We start from the raw sequence: 18,709 nt of genomic DNA, 5'->3' as shown, positions 1-18,709 counted from the left end.
ACAGCGCAAGGGACGTTTCAGGTCGCGACGCTCAGCGCTCCCTCCATTTCCAGGAAGATGACCCGCGGGCTGAATATTAGCGTAATTCTTGTTCCCGACCTGCGAAATAGACCTGGGCAGATTGCAGTGAAGGCGCCTTGTGTTGGCATTGTCCTATGGCGAAGGAAACCCTCACCTAGCGCTCCGACGTACCTCCTTATTCCTTCGCCTCTGGCTCGCAGCCCTCTTTCGAATAATGTCTATATCGCGGAGGATGGGGCCTGAGGTCGCACAGTGGTAAAGCTTGCCCATCTGTGTAAACGATCAAGTCTAACGGTCTTCGCCGCCCCAAGAAAATTCATTTGAAGGTAATTGCCATGTCCCGAGATCCGCGCTTCGATATTCTCTTCGAACCCGTCAAGATCGGCCCGGTCACGGCGCGCAACCGCTTCTATCAAGTACCGCACTGTTCGGGCATGGGGTACCGTTACCCCAATGCAGAAGCCCAGCTCCGCGGCATGAAAGCAGAGGGAGGTTGGGCCGTCGTCTCGACTCAGGAGGCGGAAATTCATCCCACCTCGGACCTGACGCCGGCCAACGAAGCCCGCCTGTGGGACGAGCGCGACCTGCCAGCACTGTGCGCAGTCACCGAACGCATTCATCACCACGGGAGCCTTGCGGCCGTTCAGCTCGTGCATAACGGCTTGCATGTTGCCAACCGATTCAGTCGGATGATCCCGCTAGCCCCATCGCATGCTGTCGGCGACGGCCTCGATCCCGTGCAGGCGCGCGCCATGGACAAATCGGATATCTCCGACATGCGTCGCTGGTATCGCAACGCGGCTTTGCGCGCAAAAGAGGCCGGCTTCGATATCATTTATGTTTATGCCGGACACGACATGAGCATATTGCAACATTTCCTATCGCGCCGTCACAATGATCGCACCGACGAGTATGGCGGGTCGTTTGAAAACCGACTGAGGCTATTCCGCGAGATCCTGGAGGACACGCGGGAGGTGATCGGCGACAGCTGTGCGCTCGCCGTCCGTCTGGCGGTGGACGAATTGATTGGCCCCTCAGGGATCACCAGCGAGGGTGAAGGCAAGGATATCATCGCAGCACTTGCCGAACTTCCAGACCTATGGGACGTCAATCTGTCCGACTGGTCCAACGATAGCCAGACTGCCCGCTTTTCTGAGGAAGGCTACCAGGAGCCCTATATCCGCTTCGTCAAGTCCGTCACAACAAAGCCGGTCGTCGGCGTTGGACGCTATACCTCGCCGGACAGCATGGTGCGAGCGGTGCGCCAGGGCATCCTCGACTTCATCGGCGCGGCACGGCCATCGATCGCCGATCCCTACCTTCCGAAAAAGATAGAGGAAGGTCGTATCGACGACATCCGCGAATGCATCGGTTGCAATATCTGCGCATCGGGCGACAACACCAACGTACCCATGCGATGCACGCAGAATCCAACGATCGGCGAAGAATGGCGCAAGGGTTGGCATCCGGAAATCATAGCATCGTCGCCGGCACCCGAACCGGCCCTGATCATCGGGGGTGGTCCGGCGGGGCTCGAAGCGGCTCGGGCCCTTGCCCAACGCGGTGTCGATGTTTTGCTTGCTGAAGGAGGCAAGGAGTGGGGCGGCAGGGTCGCGCGAGAATGTCGCCTGCCAGGACTTGCGACATGGGGCCGCGTTCGCGACTGGCGGGTCGGTCAGCTGAGCGCACGGGCCAATGCCGAACTCTATCTGCACAGCGCGCTAAGTGCCGACGACATCCTGCAGTATGGTATTCCTCACGTCGCGATCGCAACTGGATCGAAATGGCGATGCGATGGCGTCGGCCGCACTCACCGGCAACCCCTTGCATTTCTGGAGGCAGGTAATCTCCTATCGCCTGATATCCTTCTTGACGCAGGCGCTTCGGCGGTCGCTGCCGGCGGTCCGGTTGTCGTATTCGACGACGATAGCTTTTACTTGGGCAGCGTGCTCGCAGAATTGCTCTCCAGGGCCGGCCGGACCGTTATCTTCGTGACGCCCGAAGCCCAGGTTTCCCCTTGGAGCAAGAACACGCTCGAACAGGCACGGGTTCAAAAGCGTCTTATCGAGCTCGGAGTGGAGATCATCTGCGCCATGGCACTTGCCGACCGCACGAAGGATTGGCTCGAGCTCTCCTGCATTTATAGCGGGAGGAGGCGACAAATCGATTGCGACACGCTTGTTCCAGTCACCGCGCGCCTGCCCGATGAAACATTGTGGCTTGACCTGAAGGCACGGGAGGCGGACTGGGCCGATGCCGGCATCAAGTCCGTAGTCCGGTTGGGGGACTGTCTGGCCCCTGGTATCATCGCGGCAGCTGTCTATTCGGGTCACGACTATGCTCGAACGTATCAAGAGCAGATTGACAGGGATTCTCCACCCTTCCTGCGCGAGGACATTGCAGCGCTCTACGCCGGACCGGTGAAACGGAAGTAAGGCAATGCGATGGCGCGCAGACGGTGAGTGTGGGTGGCCAGGGTTGAGCGTTTTTGATGCGGCGCGACGTAGAGATCTCTGACTGGCGAGAAGATCGATACGAGATGTTGTAAGCCGCTCGCCGATCGGCATTCCTCCGTCATCCGTTCGCGTTTTCGAAGCGATAGGTGAGAATTCTTCGCTCGATCGTTCAGACCTTTTTGCGATCGATGGTCGGCACTTGGCATGACCTCCCGTTTCGTAGCGCCATATGAACGCAATTTGTCGGTGATGATGCATTGGCATCAGGCCCTTGTTCTTGAGCAGCCTGACCAGCAATCTGTTGGTAGCTCAGTCCGCTTGATGCGCGACCGATAGCGCCGGGGAATGCGGTCCTGATGATCTAGGCGCTGATGTAGCGGCGCATGCAATAGAGCAGCGTAGCCCGTTCTTCGTTTTCACGAATATCGATAACGCGCCCGAAGAGGATGCGGTGGGTTGCCTCGTCGACGGCATTGGTGAGCTCGCATTCGAAGCTGACTGAGGCGTTGGAAAGGACTGGGGCACCCGTGAGACCCTCTCTCCATTCGCCAAGCGCGAATCGATCCTCCACCAGCGTCTTTCCGCCAAAGTGTTTCGAAATGTGCTCCTGACCCGGCATCAACGTGTTGACGCAGAAATGGCGCGCGTTTGCGAAGGCATGAAAACACGAGCTCGCACGGTTGATGCAGACGAGAAGCGTTGCCGGCGTGTCGCTGACACTGCAGACCGCCGATGCCGTAAAGCCGTACCGCTTGCCACCTGATCTGGTGGTGACGACGTTGACTGCGGAACCGAGGCGCGACATGCCATTGCGAAACCTGGCCTTGTCTACGATGTCGAAGCGATGATCCACTATGCTCATATCGGCCTCTCGAGCGCGTTCTGGATGGGTAAAACCGAGGCGGTTGCACAACGTCCGCGGTTCGTAATCGGTGCGGCAAAGCCCCCTCGCACCCAGGATCGGCAACATCCGAGGGTGCAGCAAAGCGCCGGGTGACAACATGCGGCGCCATCAGGCGGTAGACGTCACGAAGCGACATGTTTCTTCGCCGCCCCTTCTCGACATCATGAGATAGGCAGGGGTTACCTTTGATATGGATTTCGATCCAATCAGACTGAAAAGATAACCCCTCTACACCTCACTATATTCTGCTGGCACTAGGCCGAGAGTTCTCTTCGCACGATTTCGGCGCCTGCAGCCAAAGCATTCAGCTTGCCTCTCGCCACTCGGCGAGGGAGAGGTGCCATGCCGCAATTGGTGCAGGGGCACAGTTTGTCGGCATCGACGAATTGCAGTGCCTTTCGCAGAGTAGCGGCCACTTCCTCTGGCGTTTCGATGGTATTGCTTGCCACATCGATGGCGCCGACCATCACTTTTTTACCTCGGACCAGCTCAATGAGATCCATTGGAACGTGCGAGTTGTGGCACTCCAGGGAAATCATACCGATACTGGATTTCTGCAATTTGGGGAAGGATTCCTCATATTGCCGCCACTCCGACCCCAGGGTCTTTTTCCAATCCGTATTGGCTTTTATACCGTAGCCATAGCAAATATGGACGGCCGTTTCGCACTTGAGCCCTTCGATCGCCTTTTCCAACGTGGCAACGCCCCAATCATTCACCTCGTCAAAGAAGACATTGAATGCGGGCTCGTCGAACTGGATGATATCGACGCCGGCAGCCTCCAATTCCCTCGCTTCCTGATTGAGGATCTTGGCGAATTCCCAGGCCAGCTTTTCGCGGCTTTTATAGTGGTTGTCAAAGAGCGTATCGATCATCGTCATCGGACCCGGCAGAGCCCATTTGATGGGCTGCTTGGTCTGCTTACGCAGGAACTTGGCGTCTTCGACGAAAACCGCCTTTTTGCGAGACACCGCGCCGACGACCGTAGGGACGCTCGCATCATAGCGATCCCGAATTCTGACGGTCTCGCGTTTTTCGAAATCAACCCCATCGAGATGCTCGATGAAGGTGGTCACGAAATGTTGGCGCGTCTGCTCGCCGTCGCTGACGATATCGATCCCTGCCTGCCGTTGATCGTCCAAGGATAAGCGCAAGGCGTCCTGTTTGCCCTCGATCAATTCCTCATCCTGCAATTTCCAGGGCGACCAGAGTTTTTCCGGCTCTGCAAGCCACGAGGGCTTTGGCAAGCTGCCGGCGGTTGACGTGGGCAACAGTGTTTTCATGATAGGCGGCCTTATGTTTCTGGTTCGTCAAATGGCGTGATTGGCAGACCATTGCTCAAGAACGGTCTTGTATGGTTTGATGAAGTGCTCCTCAGCAAACCTTCCCTGCTCAACAGCCAGCCGGCTACGCTCTTCGCGATCGTAGACAATACGGGTCAGTGAATAATCCTGATGCTTGAGACTTGGCTGATAACAGGCCCCTGCCGCGGAATTGGCGTTGTAGATCTCGGGCCGGTAAATCTTCTGAAAAGTCTCCATCGTACTGATGGTGCTGATGAGCTCGAGATTGGTATAGTCATCGAGCAGATCGCCGAGAAAATAAAAGGCAAAAGGCGCAACGCTATTCGGCGGCATGAAGAAGCGAACCTGCAGCCCCATTTTTTGGAAGTAGAGATCGGTCGACGACAATTCATCCTGCTGGTATTCGACGCCCAATACAGGATGCTGATTTCCAGTCCGACGGTATGTCTTGCTGCTTGAGGCGCTCAGACATATGACCGGCGGCTTGTGAAAATGCTCTTTGTAGGCATCAGAATTCACAAAACATTTGAACAGGTTGCCATGCAACTCGCCAAAATTCTCTGGCATGCCGAATGCGGCGCGATCCTTGTTGTACTCCGGCAGAACGACGCTGAAGTCGTAATCTCGGACGTAAGAGGAGAAATTATTCCCGACGATACCCTCGATGCGTTCGTTGGTCTTTCGATCAACGATGTTCGTTTTCAATATTTCGATCAGGGGGAAGGCATCATTGTTGCCTTCAGTAGCAATAGCCATTTCAACCGAAATGATTTCGAGTTCGACGCAATAGCGATCGCCTTTGGGATTATCCCAATGCGCCAGGGCGTTGAAACGATTATCAATCATCTTCAGGGCATTGCGGAGGTTTTCCTGACGGCTCTCCCCTCTCGCCAAATTGGCAAAGTTGGTCGTGATACGCGTGTTTTCTGAGGGGCGATAGTCCTCATCAAAAGTAATTCTCTTAATATTGAAATTGAATCGTTTATTCATCGCGATCGGACGTCCTATATCCCGATATAGATCCTGAGTCTTTTGATACATGATTCAGGATACACCGGATATTATTTGCCATTGCTTCAGCCGGCAGCCTTTGTGCTATCCGGACTTGAGAGCGTTGTGCGTTTTATGCCTGACACATCCATTAAGTAACAATGGTATTATCTCACGGAAGCATGAGCCGTGTTCATGATTTGCCGTAAGAGCCGCCTTAAAAGACGGCGCAGATAAAGGCGGACAGAAAAGTCATCCGCTTCGAACCCCGTAACAATCACTTCCTTGTATTCCGGTGATGAACGCCTTGACCACGCAAGCGACATAAGACATTGGTTCGTCATCGTGGTTCTGCGGACGGGAGTCCGGAGCTAAGAGGGAATTCGGTGAGGGTTTTGATCACAGCCTGAATCCGAAGCTGCCCCCGCAACTGTAAGCGGCGAGCGAACGTCCATCCATGTCACTGAGGCGCGCCTCGGGAAGGCGGACGAAAGCAACGACCCGCAAGCCAGGAAACCTGCCGCGATAGATAACGTCCACGGGCGGGGTGTCCCGGAGTGCCGCTTTCGCGTTCGGTACCCCTGTGCCGTCGTCTCTGCGTCATGCCGCCGCCTTGCCGAAACTTATGGTAATGCCAATGACAGAGACCGCGACGATAGAAAAGCCTGCCCAGCCCGCCTCGACAACCAAGCTCGTCGATACCGTCCTTCCCATTGGCGAAGGGCGGGCGTGACAATGCTGGACAGGCAACATCTGTCGATCCTGCGTGAAGTCGACCGCATGGGCAGCCTGACGGCTGCAGCGGAGCGGCTGAACGTCTCCCAGTCTGCCCTTAGCCACACGATCCGCAAGCTCGAAGAACGCTATGGCGTGGCGATGTGGGAAAAGGATGGCCGCACCCTTCGTCTCACCGAGGCCGGCCGCTACATCCTGACGCTTGCGCAGCGCGTTCTCCCCCAGATCGAAAGGGCTGAGGATGTCCTGTCGGATTATCGCCACGGCCAGCGAGGCTCTCTCAAGATCGGCATGGAATGCCATCCGTGCCACCAGTGGCTTATGGGTGTCACAAAGCCCTATCTCATGGAATGGCCGGATGTGGGCCTGGAGCTGACGACATCATTTGCCTTCGGTGGCGTTGCCGCTCTCACCGGATACGAAATCGACATCCTGATCACACCGGATCCGATCGAGATGCCCGCAATTCACTATCTGCCAGTGTTCGACTACGAATTGGTGCTTGCCGTTCCGGCCGACCATCCGCTGGCGCTGAAGCGTCATGCCGAACCTGCTGACCTGCTGGATGAGACGCTGTTCACCTATCCGGTACCGCCGGAGCGGCTGGATGTCTTCACGCAATTCCTAGTGCCCGCCAATTGTCGCCCGCGCCATCATCGGAATGTTGAAACGACTGAAATGATGCTTCAACTCGTGGCGGCAGGTCGCGGGGTTAGCGCCATTCCTGACTGGTTGGTGCGTCGGGAGGCGGCAGCACTGGGTGTCCGGCCAGTCCGCATCGGCCAGCACGGCATCAAAAAAAGCATCCACCTCGGATTAAGAGATGGCGACGACACTGTCGATTTCATCGCCGGGTTTCTCGCGACGTCGCGCCAGGCATCGGCCTAAAGCTGCAATAGTCATGACGGCATCGGCGCAGTGGAGCTTGCCGATCTCGATCGGTTCGCCACCTAGGCTGCGCCGATGACTTTGGCTATCGCGGGAGGAGTAGATCCAGCCGCCATATTCCAATGGGCAAACACCTCGAGAGTGCCGATTTCGATAAGCCGTGACAAACCGCCGGCGCATTCATCGGCCGGCCGTGTTTTTCCGGCAGGAAGTGCGAGGCAATCTTATGATGGCCAGGACCCCGCGTTCGTCGGCATAAAGAGCCGCGGGTTCGCAATGCATGTCCAAGCCACATGGTGCGACAGGTGTTCCCCCGGAAATGGATATCCGGATCGCACAAGACGGTACAAGTGTGATTGAGACAACTGCTCTCTAAGGAGTTCGAACCCCTGGCCCGCTGGTCATGCGGCAGGATGGCGGTGCTCAGTGTTTGAACGCTTTAGGCCAACGCGGGCGACCGCAACAGCTTAAAGAATATCTTCTCTCAAGGTTGCTCCATCGTCTTCTGCGACGACTCCCACGGTTCACCTCCTCCACCATCCGCTGGCTCGGCGGAAATGAAGCCGCACCGCGTGAACGATGATGCCGGCTCGAAAGCGATGCCGGCGGTAGATGGGTCAAGATCTCTCATCCCCATCATCGCTGATCAGATTCGAAGTTCCTATAAGGTTGGGATGTCAGGTAGTTCATGTCCCCATACAAAGACAGGATCCTATAAAGCCTGCTCCGCTGTGGCGAGCCACAGCGGAGCAGTCGTTATCATTGCTCTATTTCAAGCCGGCAATTGGAAGGCCCAATTGGCAATCAGCACGATGGCGAGGCCTCCAACCAGGGCCAGATATGGCAGAATTCCCGCCTTCTTCACGCCGAGGTCCTGGCCAACAAGACCCAGATCGTCCATAGCCCCGGCCGGGAATTTGCCGCCGTCACGCACATAATGCCGGTAGGCGAACACTGGCAGGATCAGGGCGGCAAAAGCAAAGCCGATCCAGAGTGCGTTGGCATAGCCCCAAACCTTGGCGCCTGCACCGAGGAAGAGCGCGTTGACGAAAGCCAGAACGGTGTTGAGACCGATCAGCCAGGACGGTGCCTTCCACGGACGCTCGACATGGCCGGAATCCATGCGGTGGATCCAGCCGGAGTTGAGATTGAGGAAGTTGAAGATGATGTAGCCGACGTTGGAGACGGCAAGTACGAAGAAATAGCCACTTGTGTCGGATGCAATGGCGAGAAGGGAGAGGTTGAAGGCGAAGTCCGTCCACATCGCCCTGGTCGGTGCACCATGCTCGTTCACGTGATCAAGATATTTCGGCAGCCATCCGTCCTTCGAGCCCTGATAGAGCGTGCGCGAAGACCCGGCCATTGCGGTCATGATGGCCAGGAACAGTGCCATGATCATCAGGATCACGAGGAGCTGGGTGACTATGCGGCCGGCACCGATCAGGCCGCCGAGCGCTTCGGCGACACCGGTGCCGTCGACGATACCGGGCGCCAGCATGCCAGCGTGGCCGAGCACGCCCTGGAAAGCAAAGGGCACCAGGAAGAAGAAGATGCAGCAGGCAAGACCCGAATAAAAGATCGCCTTGAAGGTGTCGGTCTTCGGATTTTTAAGTTCTCGAGTGTAGCAGACCGCGGTTTCAAACCCGTAGGTCGACCAGGCGGCAATGTAGAGACCACCCAGGAAAAGCGTCCAGCCACCATTGCTCCAGGTTCCATCTGTCCCGGCATAGGCGGCCGTCGGCGGCACCAGACCGGTGACGTTGCTGGAGACGATCTGGCCGCTGACAATTGGATAGATGCCAATGATAAGCAGCGGGACGAGGACGATGATCGCCAGCCATTTCTGCACACTTGCCGTCTCGGAGATACCGCGGTGCTGGATTGCAAATATGATCAGCATCAGAATGCCACCGATGAAGAAGGTGGCGTTGATGTTGGCCATTGCGAGGAATGGAATATTGAAGCTGACGAGAGACCAGTTGCGAATGGCAGGCGTCAAAGCGGCGACGCCATCGGCGCTCAGTAGCGCTTTTACTGCATCTTGCGGCGATGTGCCGGCATGGGCCGTAATGTATTCGGCGACACGCGGGCTATCGACTGCAACCGACGTCGCATGGGCAGTGATCCAACTCAGCACCGCTTGCGAATCCGCGGCCGGGATCGGGAAAAAGGCATTGAGAATATAACCGGCTGCGATGGCACAGCCGAGCGACAGCACCGGCGACCATGCGAACCAGTTGCACCAGACCGAAAGCGGCGCGATGAACTTCGAATAGCGCAGCCATGCCGTTGCGCCATAGACCGATGCACCGCCTGACTTGTTGGCGAACATGCCGGCAATCTCGGCATAGGTAAAAGACTGCAGGAACCCCATGACCATCGAAATGATCCAGACGACGAAGGCAAGCTTGCCTGTCGTGCCGGCGATGCCGCCGATGGAGAAGAGAACAAGTGGCGGCACGCCCGCAGCCACCCAGAACGCGCCCTTCCAGTCGAGCGCGCGTATAAGCTTACCTTCGGTGCCAGCGGAAACGCCGGCGTCCACAATATCCGTCATTGGTGATATTCCCCATCTTTGTTCCGGACGTATCTTCGTACGTCTCCCTGAACGTGCCTCCCATGGCATTACGGGGCTTGCTGGAGGTTTTCATGAGCCGAGTCTGTGCGCGGGTTCCAGATGCATGCCCTTTATGCATAGTGAAGATATTTTCTTTTTAGTCAACATCACTTTACTTTCGGACGGCATTTTGTCAGCATGATTCCAGTGTGGTGAGGCACATCAATTTCCCGAGAGGGCTATATGCGAGATCTCCATCCGCCGATCGCCGGAATTCGGCCCGTGTCGGCAAGTACTATCCGCTATCCAGGCATTTCGACACTGCCGCACGACACCGAACGCTATCGTTGCAAGGGGGGTGGTACGCTGGTCTTGCGTGTGGAACCCGGCGATCGCGCAACACTGCGCGACTGCGAGGGCGGCCAGGTATGCGAGCTCGCCTTCCTCGACGATAAGGGTCGTTTTCAGTCCGAAGGATTGGGTACCGCCTTTAACTGCGAAGCCGAGGGATTGAAATCCATCCTGTCCTCCGGAGAGGAGAGCGCCTCACGTGTGCGTGCGGCGCTGCAACGACGCGGCGCCGATATCGCCTCTGCGGGGGCACTACGCCTCTTCGGCGAAGCCTCTCCGCCGGGCAGCCGGGCCGAGTTCACCATTGCTCTCAAGGGTTTGCTGATCGTCTGCGCTCCCGGGGCGTCCATGTCGCCGGAGGCACAGGACACGGCAACACCCGTTGAAGTGAGGATCAGGCGTGCGACGATCCTGCGGGATTACATCTCCGCCCTGCCCGAACCGCTCGCCGACCCGATAGAGGATATCCGCATCAGAGCGGCAACCGCGTCAGCCTATTTCGTGCGTGCCGGAGAATTCATCCAGATCATCGATGTCTACGGGCGGCAATGCACGGATTTTCAGGCCTTTTCTGCCCGCAAGGTGGACAAGGGGTTGGACCTTGCGCTCGACTCCACCGTCACCCGCACCCTGCTCGGCCGCAGCTATCCGACACCCGGCCTGCCGTCCAAGGCCTTCGACCGCGATTTTGAACCGCTGGTGGAAATCGTGCAGGATACAGTCGGTCGGCATGATGCGTTCGCGACGGCCTGCAATTCCCGCTATTATGACGACATGGGCTATCCGGGCCACGTGAACTGCACCGACAATTTCAACGCGGCGCTCGCGCCCTATGGTATTGCCGGCCGCAAGGGTTGGGAGGCGCTCAACTACTTCTACAACACCAATATCGATCACAACAATCAGCTATATCTCGACGAACCCTGGTCGAGACCGGGCGACTACGTCCTGATGCGCGCACTGACCGATCTTGTCTGTGTCTCCTCCTCCTGCCCCGACGATATCGACGCGGCCAATGGCTGGGACCCGACTGATATCCACGTGCGCACATTTTCCGGCAAAGAGAAATTCACACGAGCGGTGGCCTATCGCATGACCCCAGATGCTGATCCCGAACTGACGCGCGAAACCGCGTTTCACCCGCGCCTTTCCGCCATGACGCGCGACTATACCGAATATCGCGGCTTCTGGCTGCCGAACCGCTTTTCCTCCGAAGGACCGGTTGAGGAATATTGGGCCTGTCGCGAGCGCGCAGTTGTCATCGACCTGTCGCCACTGCGCAAATTCGAGGTGACCGGACCGGATGCGGAAGAGCTTCTGCAATACTGCCTGACCCGCGACGTCCGCAAACTGTCGACCGGCCAGGTCGTCTATTCCGCCATGTGCTACGAACATGGCGGCATGATCGACGACGGCACGCTGTTTCGATTGGGCGACAAGAACTTCCGCTGGATCGGCGGTGATGATTATAGCGGCATCTGGCTGCGTGAGCAGGCTGAGAAGAAGGGCTTCAAGGCCTGGGTCCGCTCGTCAACGGATCAGATGCACAATATCGCACTGCAGGGTCCGAAGAGCAGGGATATTCTCAAGGAGATCATCTGGACGGCACCGCGCCAGCCGACAATCGGCGAACTGGAGTGGTTCCGTTTCACCGTTGGCCGTATCGGCACCTTCGAGGGCGTGCCGGTCGTCGTCTCCCGCACCGGCTATACCGGCGAGCTTGGCTTCGAGATCTTTTGCCACCCGAAGGATGCAGGAACCGTCTTCGACGCCGTGTGGAAGGCTGGCGAACCCTATGGTCTGAAGCCGATGGGCTTGGAGGCGCTCGACATGGTGCGCATCGAGGCCGGCCTGATCTTCGCCCATCACGAATTCGACGACCAGACGGATCCTTTCGAAGCGGGCATCGGCTTCAGCGTACCTTTGAAATCCAAGCAGGATGATTTCATCGGGCGCGAGGCTCTGATCAGGCGCAAGGAGAACCCGCGTCACCTGATGGTCGGGCTCGATATCGAGGCCAATGAGGCGGTCGGACATGGCGATTGCATCCATATCGGCCGTGCGCAGATCGGGGTAATCACCAGCGCAACCCGCTCGCCGATCCTTGGTAAGACGATCGCGCTCGCCCGTATCGACGTCACGCATGCGGCCGTTGGTACCAAGGTCGAGATCGGCAAACTCGATGGCCATCAGAAGCGGCTTCCGGCCGTCATTGTGCCGCTATCCCACTACGACCCGCAGAAGACGCGGCCGCGCTCTTAATCTGCCCGCCTCTGCGTGTTCGAGATCGCGCGCGCAGCCTCTTCCGACGAGTTGGCAAGCGTGCGCATCTCCGCAGCCAGCACCGCAAATCCCGACCCTGCCGTCCCCGCTCTCGCCGCCTCGATGCCTGCATTGACGGCAAGCAGCTTCAGATAGCGGAGCGACTGCAGGATCTCGTTGGTTTTCGAAGCCGTCACCCGCATGCCGGCGGTCTGCTCATCGATGCGCTGATAGAGCGACTCGATATTTATGATGCTGCCCTCGAGATAAAGCAGCGTACCGGAAGCGTCCCAGACGCCGCCGCCGGTTTCCGTCACCCAGACGAGATGGCCGGCACGATGGCGGATCCGATATTCCATCGTCCAATCGGTACGCCCTTCAAGCGCTTGCCCGACCACCTCATCCATCAGCGGAACGTCCTCCTCATACATGATGGAGGTGAAGGTTCGACTTCGGTTGCCGATGATCTCGTCGGCGGCATAGCCAAAGACGCGCTCGATGCCATCGGTCATGTCGAGCATCGTGTAGTTTTCGTCAGCGCGGCAGCGATAGAGAAAGCCGCTCATGCGGCCGAGAACACTGGTTTGAAAATCCATGAAGACCATATCCGATGAAAAAGTTGCCGATCAAATCGCCTCGTCTCAACTCAGACAGACAGGCAGGGGCTGCCTCGTGCCTCCCCTGCCCGTTTACGCGGAAATGTGCCTGGTACATTATTAGTTGCGCAGATATTCCTCCATCGAGTCATCGAGCGCATCGACCCAAGGCGTATGGTGCCTGGGCGACATGTTGCCGGTCATTAGCGACCGATAGGCGTGATCACGGAAGCCCATGATATTCTCCGCCTTGTGGTGTTCCCACTCCATGAAGGTCTTGTTCGTCCCTTCGATATCGAAGCTCGGATAATCCGTCTCGGCGAGCAGCTCCTTCACATAGTCGCCCTGATACCAGATCATCTGCTCGGCATCCTCAAGTGTCTCCTCACGCGCGCGCCACTTGTCGAAATTCGCTTGCAGCTCGGCCTCCGGCGGCAGCTTGATGCGACCCATGATGACATCGCGCGCCCACCAGGCCTGCACGTCGAACATGTTGAAGGTGTAGAACTGGTCCTGCATGCCGATATAGAAAAGCTGCGGGTTTCCATCGAAAATCACACCTTTGTAGAGGTGGTCGGCCCAGAGGCGATTGGCCGTCTTCAGGCGCAGGTCATCGGGCAGGAAGGGGAAGTGATGCTGATAGCCGGTGCACAGGATCAATGCGTCGACATCTTTCGACGAGCCATCGGCAAAATAAGCCGTCTTGTTCTCCAGCCGCGTTAAAAGTGGCCGCTCCTCGAAATTGGCAGGCCATTTGAAACCCATCGGCTTGGAGCGATAGCTCGTCGTCACGGATTTCGCCCCGTACTTCCAGCATTGCGAACCGATATCCTCGGCCGAGTAGCTGCGGCCGACGAGCAGCACGTCCTTGCCCTTGAACTCCAGCGCGTCGCGGAAATCATGTGCATGCAGCACACGGCCGTTGAATGTCTTCACGCCCTCGAAATAGGGCACGTTCGGCGTCGAGAAGTGACCTGAGGCAACGACGACATAGTCGAACACCTCATCATACATCCGATCTTGGGTGCGATCATGCGCTGTCACCGTGAACGTCTTCGTCTCTTCATCGAAACGGACCATGCGCACCGGCGTGCTGAAACGTACCCATTTGCGCACATCGGCTTTCTCGACGCGGCCCTTGATATAGTCCCAAAGAACGGCGCGCGGCGGATAGGAGGCGATCGGCTTGCCGAAATGCTCCTCGAAAGAGTAGTCGGCAAACTCCAGACATTCCTTCGGGCCGTTCGACCAGAGATATCGATACATGCTGCCATGCACGGGTTCGCCATATTCATCGAGACCCGTGCGCCAGGTGTAGTTCCAAAGGCCGCCCCAATCCGCCTGCTTTTCGAAGCAGACGACCTCGGGGATATCAGCACCCTTTTTTGCGGCCGATTGAAAGGCCCTCAACTGGGCAAGGCCCGAAGGGCCGGCACCGATAACGGCAACTCGTGTCATGAAGCATTCCCCTTCTCGATTGTATCGAATTTTTATCGTATGCAGTCGTTGGGCGCGGCCCGGTATCAATCCGGGAAGATGCCGGGGCTCGTCGGCGCCCCATCGTCATAGGCAGCAAGCCAGTCGATCGTCGTTTCGCGATAGCGCGTCAGTCCCTTGTAGTCGATGAGCTCGGGAGGGAGTGTGCGCAGCACTCGCGGGAAGCGGCGCGCCCACTTCGGCACCGTCACCAGCTCGTCCATGTTCATCAGATAGCAGCGGATGACGAAGAGGATGGCGTTCGAACGCGGCAGGCGCCAGAGGCTTTGCAATTCCACACGAAGGTGCACCTTCTCGCCGACATTTTCCGGAGTGACTGTGGTGCGGTCGGGACCCCATTTCGGATAGTTTTCGGGGCTGGTATCGAGACGGGGGTTGATGGTCATCGTCCAGTTGAGACGGCGCGTCGGCTTGCCCTGTTGCAGGTTCAGGAGGAATTTCAGCGCGCGGTCGAAGATGCCCTTCTGGTGGGCAAGCGGCACCGGGCCATGCCATTCCATGAAGTTCATGCCGATATCGAAATCGAGCGACCAGTCTGCCTGGGTCGTCACCATCCCGGCATCCATCCAGAGATTGCCGTCGCGTTGGTCGACGATGCAGAAATCTCCCTGCGCCTGGCGCGTGATATATTCGAAGGGTTCGTAAGGCAGCGTCGACGCATCGCCGAATGTGAAGGTGTCGTCGATGCCGAGAGGACGATTGATCCAGCGCCACTCATCCCCGTTCCTGGTCAGCGTGAAGTGCTCGGGATAGCCGGCAGCCTGCTCCTCCATCAAGAGCTCCAGTGTGTCCCATTGCGCGGTCATCATATGCGGCAGCGCTTGATAGCGCAGAGGGTCCTCCTTCAGCACCAGCGCCCGATCATGCATCTCCGCGACATAGTGCTCATCGACGTCGATGAGACTCTCGAAGACCGTGTCCTTCTGCCCCTTCACATGCGGTTCCATGTTGACGGAATACATGTATTCGTCGCGATCGAACGGGAACGGAAAGCGCCGGATGTTTTCCGGACTGTTGCGATAGCTGAAATCGTCGCGAAACGTTTCCTGCTTGAAGGCGATAGCCATGTCCGTTCTCCTGGGTATCGGCCAGATGCCTAGAGGTCGAGATGCAGCATGCTCCCCTCAAAGCGGGAGACGCAGATCATGACCTTTCGGCCAGAGGCCTTTTCTTCATCGTTCAGATAGACGTCATTGTGCAGAAGCCTGCCGTTACAAACGGCAACGCCGGTCTCGCACTGGCCGCAGGCACCGCCGCGACAGAGAAAGGGAGGATCAACCCCGGCAGCTTCGATGGCTTCCAGCATGCTTTCATGATGGCCGACATGCACTGTCTTGCCCGATCGGGTCAGCACGATGGAAAAAGGCTTGCCGGGTTGCGACGACAGGAAGCGTTCCGAATGCAGGTTCTGCTGCGGCCACCCGGCTTCGATGCCCGTCTTCAGCACGCCGTCGATCATGCCGGCAGGTCCACAGACATAGAGATGCGTACCGAGCGGCTGACTTTCCAGCAGTCGAGCGACCGGGATGAAATTGCGATCGGCATCGCAATAGATCTTGATCCGCTGCGAGCCATATTGCTCGACGAGCTCGCGGCAATAGGCGCCGCGATCGAGCGAACGCACGGCATAATGCAGCTCGAAATTGGCGCTCTCGCGGGAAAACTGCTGCATCATCGCAATGAATGGGGTGATGCCGATGCCGCCGGCGATCAGGAGATGCTTGCGGCCACGCCAGTCGGGTTGAAAGAGATTGACCGGATAGCTGACCTTGAGCTCATCGCCTTCACGCACCCTCTCATGCATGAAGGCCGAACCGCCGCGCGATTCCTCAACGCGCAACACGCTGATCTCATAGGCCGAACAATCATGCGGTGGTGACATCAGCGAATAGGCGTTGCGACGGACATGCCCGTCATCGTTCATGGAGACGATCACATGCGCGCCGCCGGAAAAATAAGGCATCGGCTCACCGTCGAGACGCTCAAAGCGGAAGCGCTTGATGCGATCGGCGACTGGCGTCACCCTTGCAACACGAACCGGAATTTCTGTACCACCGCTCACAGGAACAACTCCTCGGGATCGGGCGCGCTACCCGGCTCTTCCGCATCGATGTTGACGCCCTGAAAGGCGCCGAGACGGCGCGAATAATGGTCTCGAACCAAAAGCGGCAGGCCGCAATGGCTGCAGGCAAACGGGGAATGCATCACATCGTCGGTGGTGCCCTTGCAGTGGACGCATTGCACGCGCCTTGCGAGCGAGCCGCGATGCTCCGTCATGATCGAGGCGTAGTCCATGCCCAGATCCAGTGCCACCATCATCGCCTGGCCGATAAAGCCTTCAGTGCCCGCTATATAAAGCCGCGTGCCCATGTGAGCCGTCGAGAGCGAGCCTCTCAAGCGAAAGAGCAAGGTACCGATGGTCGGCGCCGTGAAGAACATGTCGGCGCCGAGCCCGCGCAAGGCGTCGTCATGCCCTTTCCCTTGCGAACCGCGCGCAACATAGAGGATTTCGCTGCGCGACAGCGTTGCATCATCAAGCATGGAGCCTTGATCGAGAAGAGCAAGAGCGCCCTCCCCTTCAAGGACGAAGAGATGCCAACGGGCATGCGGCTGGATTGCGAGACCATGGTAAACCGGTCGGCTCTTGATGCCTTCGACAAGCATGAGCGCCTCCTTAGCCGATGGCCGTCCTCTTCTTCTTCTCCGGATCATCGAATGGCAGCGTATGGGCAATCGCGCTTGCCTTGAGGCTCTTGCCTCGCACTTCGAGCTTTGTCCCTTGCACGGCCTTGTCGACGTCTAGGCGCGCGATCGCCATCGATTTCTTCGTCAGCGCAGAATAGCAGGGACAGGTGATGACACCAACCTTCTTGCCGTCGGCATAGACCTCGTCGCCGAGATCGGCCGGGCCATCGGCATCGATCAACATGCCGAAGATCTTGAAGCGCTCCTTGCCCTTCAGGCGCGCGTGTTCCTCGGCGCCACGAAAGCCGGTCTTGCCTGGGCTGACGGTGAAATCAAGGCCGAGCTCCCAGAGACTGTCGCCGGGCGGCTGGTCGGCAAAGGGATACATTTGCGAGTTATCATAGGGGTAGAAGAGCAAGTAGCTTTCGACGCGCAGCATGTCGAGAACGCTGAAGCAGCAGGGAATGATCCCCATCTCCTTGCCTTCCGCGACAATGCGATCCCAGACCATAGGAGCATCCTGACCACGCACGAAGATTTCGTAACCGCGCTCGCCGGTATAGCCGGTCCGCGAGATCATCACGGGCGCGCCGAACAGCGTCGTCTGCATGTGATGGAAGTATTTGAGGTCGCGGATACCGGGCACATATTTGGCCAGATAATCGACGGCGACCGGGCCTTGCAGCGACAGGTCATGCAGATCGTCGTCGAAGAGAACCGCACAGTTGCGCCCCGCTGCCTGTTTCAGTACTTCCTCGTGACCGGAGCCCGAGCCATGCACCAGCATCCAGGAATTCGGGCCGGTGCGGTAGACGATGCAGTCATCGGTGAAGTAGCCACGATCGTTAAGCATCGCGGCATAGACCGAGCGGCCGGGATAGATTTTCGACATATCGCGGGTGGTGATATAGTCAAGCACGGCAATGGCGTGCGGCCCGACCAGATGCACCTTCTTGAGGCCGGAAACGTCCATGATGCCGGCCTTGGTGCGGATCGCGACATGCTCGTCCGACATGTCCTTCTCGTAAGTCCAGGCGGTTCCCATACCGCTCCAGTCTTCGAGTTTCGATCCGAGAGCACGGTGCCGGTCCGCCAAGGCGGAGAAACGCCATGATAATGCCATTTCGTTCCCTCTTTTTCTTCTATGGAATATTTATTTCCTGACTATAATCGTCTTTCATGCCTTGGCAAGTCGATCCGAAGGGTTTTTTCTCATCCCACGGACCGCATTTCATTCAAAATTTCGGCGGCACTTTGCCATCCGCATGGTGGGCCGCAATGACGGTATTGGCCATCAGCATGGCGATCGTCATCGGCCCGACGCCGCCCGGAACCGGCGTGATCGCTCGTGCGACTTCGGAGGCCTCAGCAAAGGCGACATCGCCGACCAGACGGCTCTTGCCCTCGCCGCGCTCCGGCGCGTCGATGCGGTTGATGCCGACATCGATCACCGTCGCCCCCGG

The 18,709-nt window shown here is 57.9% G+C and carries 13 protein-coding genes, 2 pseudogenes and 1 riboswitch; of the genes and pseudogenes, 3 read left to right on the top strand and 12 right to left on the bottom strand.

What is annotated here, in order from left to right; genetic code table 11:
* The first annotated feature begins 356 nt into the window (after positions 1 to 356).
* Positions 357 to 2,456 carry an NAD(P)-binding protein gene (locus ACIQJ2_RS24410; RefSeq protein WP_400671741.1) on the top strand — a complete coding sequence of 700 codons (2,100 nt, stop codon included), beginning with the start codon at positions 357 to 359 and terminating at the stop codon, positions 2,454 to 2,456.
* On the opposite strand, the pseudogene ACIQJ2_RS24405 reads toward ACIQJ2_RS24410, so the two are convergent.
* From ACIQJ2_RS24405 to ACIQJ2_RS24390, 4 genes and pseudogenes are all read right to left on the bottom strand, one after another.
* A pseudogene (locus ACIQJ2_RS24405) lies at positions 2,429 to 2,786 on the bottom strand (DDE-type integrase/transposase/recombinase); the annotation flags it as partial. The gene ACIQJ2_RS24410 and the pseudogene ACIQJ2_RS24405 overlap by 28 nt on opposite strands.
* 52 nt (positions 2,787 to 2,838) lie before the next feature.
* Positions 2,839 to 3,339: a flavin reductase gene (locus tag ACIQJ2_RS24400; protein ID WP_400671744.1), complete on the bottom strand. Its 501-nt coding sequence runs from the start codon at positions 3,337 to 3,339 to the stop codon at positions 2,839 to 2,841.
* Positions 3,340 to 3,635: 296 nt separating this feature from the next.
* The gene (locus ACIQJ2_RS24395) at positions 3,636 to 4,664 is read right to left on the bottom strand and encodes a methionine synthase (RefSeq protein WP_199150017.1); all 1,029 of its coding nucleotides are present in this window, start codon (positions 4,662 to 4,664) and stop codon (positions 3,636 to 3,638) included.
* 27 nt (positions 4,665 to 4,691) lie between these two features.
* Complete coding sequence (locus tag ACIQJ2_RS24390) at positions 4,692 to 5,675, bottom strand: DUF1852 domain-containing protein (protein ID WP_400671746.1); 984 nt, start codon at positions 5,673 to 5,675, stop codon at positions 4,692 to 4,694.
* Positions 5,676 to 6,004: 329 nt separating this feature from the next.
* Positions 6,005 to 6,215, top strand: a riboswitch (cobalamin riboswitch).
* A 195-nt stretch (positions 6,216 to 6,410) separates the two neighbouring features.
* Here ACIQJ2_RS24390 and ACIQJ2_RS24385 point away from each other — a divergent pair.
* The gene (locus ACIQJ2_RS24385; RefSeq protein WP_400671749.1) at positions 6,411 to 7,298 is read left to right on the top strand and encodes a LysR family transcriptional regulator; all 888 of its coding nucleotides are present in this window, start codon (positions 6,411 to 6,413) and stop codon (positions 7,296 to 7,298) included.
* 772 nt (positions 7,299 to 8,070) lie between these two features.
* Here the strand turns inward: ACIQJ2_RS24385 and ACIQJ2_RS24380 are convergent.
* A complete protein-coding gene (locus tag ACIQJ2_RS24380) occupies positions 8,071 to 9,855 on the bottom strand; it encodes an APC family permease (protein WP_199150020.1) in 1,785 nt (594 codons plus the stop codon).
* A 243-nt stretch (positions 9,856 to 10,098) separates the two neighbouring features.
* Between ACIQJ2_RS24380 and ACIQJ2_RS24375 the strand changes: the two genes are divergently transcribed.
* On the top strand, positions 10,099 to 12,468 hold the full coding sequence (locus ACIQJ2_RS24375; protein ID WP_400671751.1) for a DUF1989 domain-containing protein: 2,370 nt from the start codon (positions 10,099 to 10,101) through the stop codon (positions 12,466 to 12,468).
* Here ACIQJ2_RS24375 and ACIQJ2_RS24370 read toward each other — a convergent pair.
* The 7 genes and pseudogenes from ACIQJ2_RS24370 to ACIQJ2_RS24340 all read right to left on the bottom strand — a co-directional run.
* Positions 12,465 to 13,064 (bottom strand): PAS domain-containing protein, encoded by a 600-nt coding sequence (locus tag ACIQJ2_RS24370; protein ID WP_400671753.1) that lies wholly within the window; start codon positions 13,062 to 13,064, stop codon positions 12,465 to 12,467. The genes ACIQJ2_RS24375 and ACIQJ2_RS24370 overlap by 4 nt on opposite strands.
* 120 nt (positions 13,065 to 13,184) lie before the next feature.
* Positions 13,185 to 14,522 carry an NAD(P)-binding domain-containing protein gene (locus tag ACIQJ2_RS24365; protein ID WP_400671755.1) on the bottom strand — a complete coding sequence of 446 codons (1,338 nt, stop codon included), beginning with the start codon at positions 14,520 to 14,522 and terminating at the stop codon, positions 13,185 to 13,187.
* Positions 14,523 to 14,587: 65 nt separating this feature from the next.
* Complete coding sequence (locus tag ACIQJ2_RS24360) at positions 14,588 to 15,628, bottom strand: heme-dependent oxidative N-demethylase family protein (RefSeq protein ID WP_400671757.1); 1,041 nt, start codon at positions 15,626 to 15,628, stop codon at positions 14,588 to 14,590.
* A gap of 29 nt (positions 15,629 to 15,657) precedes the next feature.
* A complete protein-coding gene (locus ACIQJ2_RS24355) occupies positions 15,658 to 16,623 on the bottom strand; it encodes a PDR/VanB family oxidoreductase (protein WP_400671759.1) in 966 nt (321 codons plus the stop codon).
* On the bottom strand, positions 16,620 to 17,225 hold the full coding sequence (locus ACIQJ2_RS24350; protein WP_400671761.1) for a dimethylamine monooxygenase subunit DmmA family protein: 606 nt from the start codon (positions 17,223 to 17,225) through the stop codon (positions 16,620 to 16,622). The genes ACIQJ2_RS24355 and ACIQJ2_RS24350 overlap by 4 nt, the downstream gene beginning before the upstream one ends.
* 10 nt (positions 17,226 to 17,235) lie before the next feature.
* Positions 17,236 to 18,369 carry an aminomethyltransferase family protein gene (locus ACIQJ2_RS24345; protein WP_400671763.1) on the bottom strand — a complete coding sequence of 378 codons (1,134 nt, stop codon included), beginning with the start codon at positions 18,367 to 18,369 and terminating at the stop codon, positions 17,236 to 17,238.
* Between the two features lie 112 nt (positions 18,370 to 18,481).
* Positions 18,482 to 18,709, bottom strand: a pseudogene (locus ACIQJ2_RS24340) (bifunctional methylenetetrahydrofolate dehydrogenase/methenyltetrahydrofolate cyclohydrolase); the annotation flags it as partial.

The sequence above is a fragment of the Rhizobium sp. NPDC092011 genome (genome assembly GCF_044756305.1).
Taxonomy (GTDB): domain Bacteria; phylum Pseudomonadota; class Alphaproteobacteria; order Rhizobiales; family Rhizobiaceae; genus Rhizobium.
Note: the sequence above shows the minus strand (reverse complement) of the source record. Positions and strands in the feature narration are given on the sequence as shown.

Bases quoted from the DNA above. Each gene is read 5' to 3' on its own strand.
- ACIQJ2_RS24410 (WP_400671741.1), top strand. From the start codon at position 357: ATGTCCCGAGATCCGCGCTTCGATATTCTCTTCGAACCCGTCAAGATC.
- ACIQJ2_RS24400 (WP_400671744.1), bottom strand. From the start codon at position 3,339: ATGAGCATAGTGGATCATCGCTTCGACATCGTAGACAAGGCCAGGTTT.
- ACIQJ2_RS24395 (WP_199150017.1), bottom strand. From the start codon at position 4,664: ATGAAAACACTGTTGCCCACGTCAACCGCCGGCAGCTTGCCAAAGCCC.
- ACIQJ2_RS24390 (WP_400671746.1), bottom strand. From the start codon at position 5,675: ATGAATAAACGATTCAATTTCAATATTAAGAGAATTACTTTTGATGAG.
- ACIQJ2_RS24385 (WP_400671749.1), top strand. From the start codon at position 6,411: ATGCTGGACAGGCAACATCTGTCGATCCTGCGTGAAGTCGACCGCATG.
- ACIQJ2_RS24380 (WP_199150020.1), bottom strand. From the start codon at position 9,855: ATGACGGATATTGTGGACGCCGGCGTTTCCGCTGGCACCGAAGGTAAG.
- ACIQJ2_RS24375 (WP_400671751.1), top strand. From the start codon at position 10,099: ATGCGAGATCTCCATCCGCCGATCGCCGGAATTCGGCCCGTGTCGGCA.
- ACIQJ2_RS24370 (WP_400671753.1), bottom strand. From the start codon at position 13,064: ATGGATTTTCAAACCAGTGTTCTCGGCCGCATGAGCGGCTTTCTCTAT.
- ACIQJ2_RS24365 (WP_400671755.1), bottom strand. From the start codon at position 14,522: ATGACACGAGTTGCCGTTATCGGTGCCGGCCCTTCGGGCCTTGCCCAG.
- ACIQJ2_RS24360 (WP_400671757.1), bottom strand. From the start codon at position 15,628: ATGGCTATCGCCTTCAAGCAGGAAACGTTTCGCGACGATTTCAGCTAT.
- ACIQJ2_RS24350 (WP_400671761.1), bottom strand. From the start codon at position 17,225: ATGCTTGTCGAAGGCATCAAGAGCCGACCGGTTTACCATGGTCTCGCA.
- ACIQJ2_RS24345 (WP_400671763.1), bottom strand. From the start codon at position 18,369: ATGGCATTATCATGGCGTTTCTCCGCCTTGGCGGACCGGCACCGTGCT.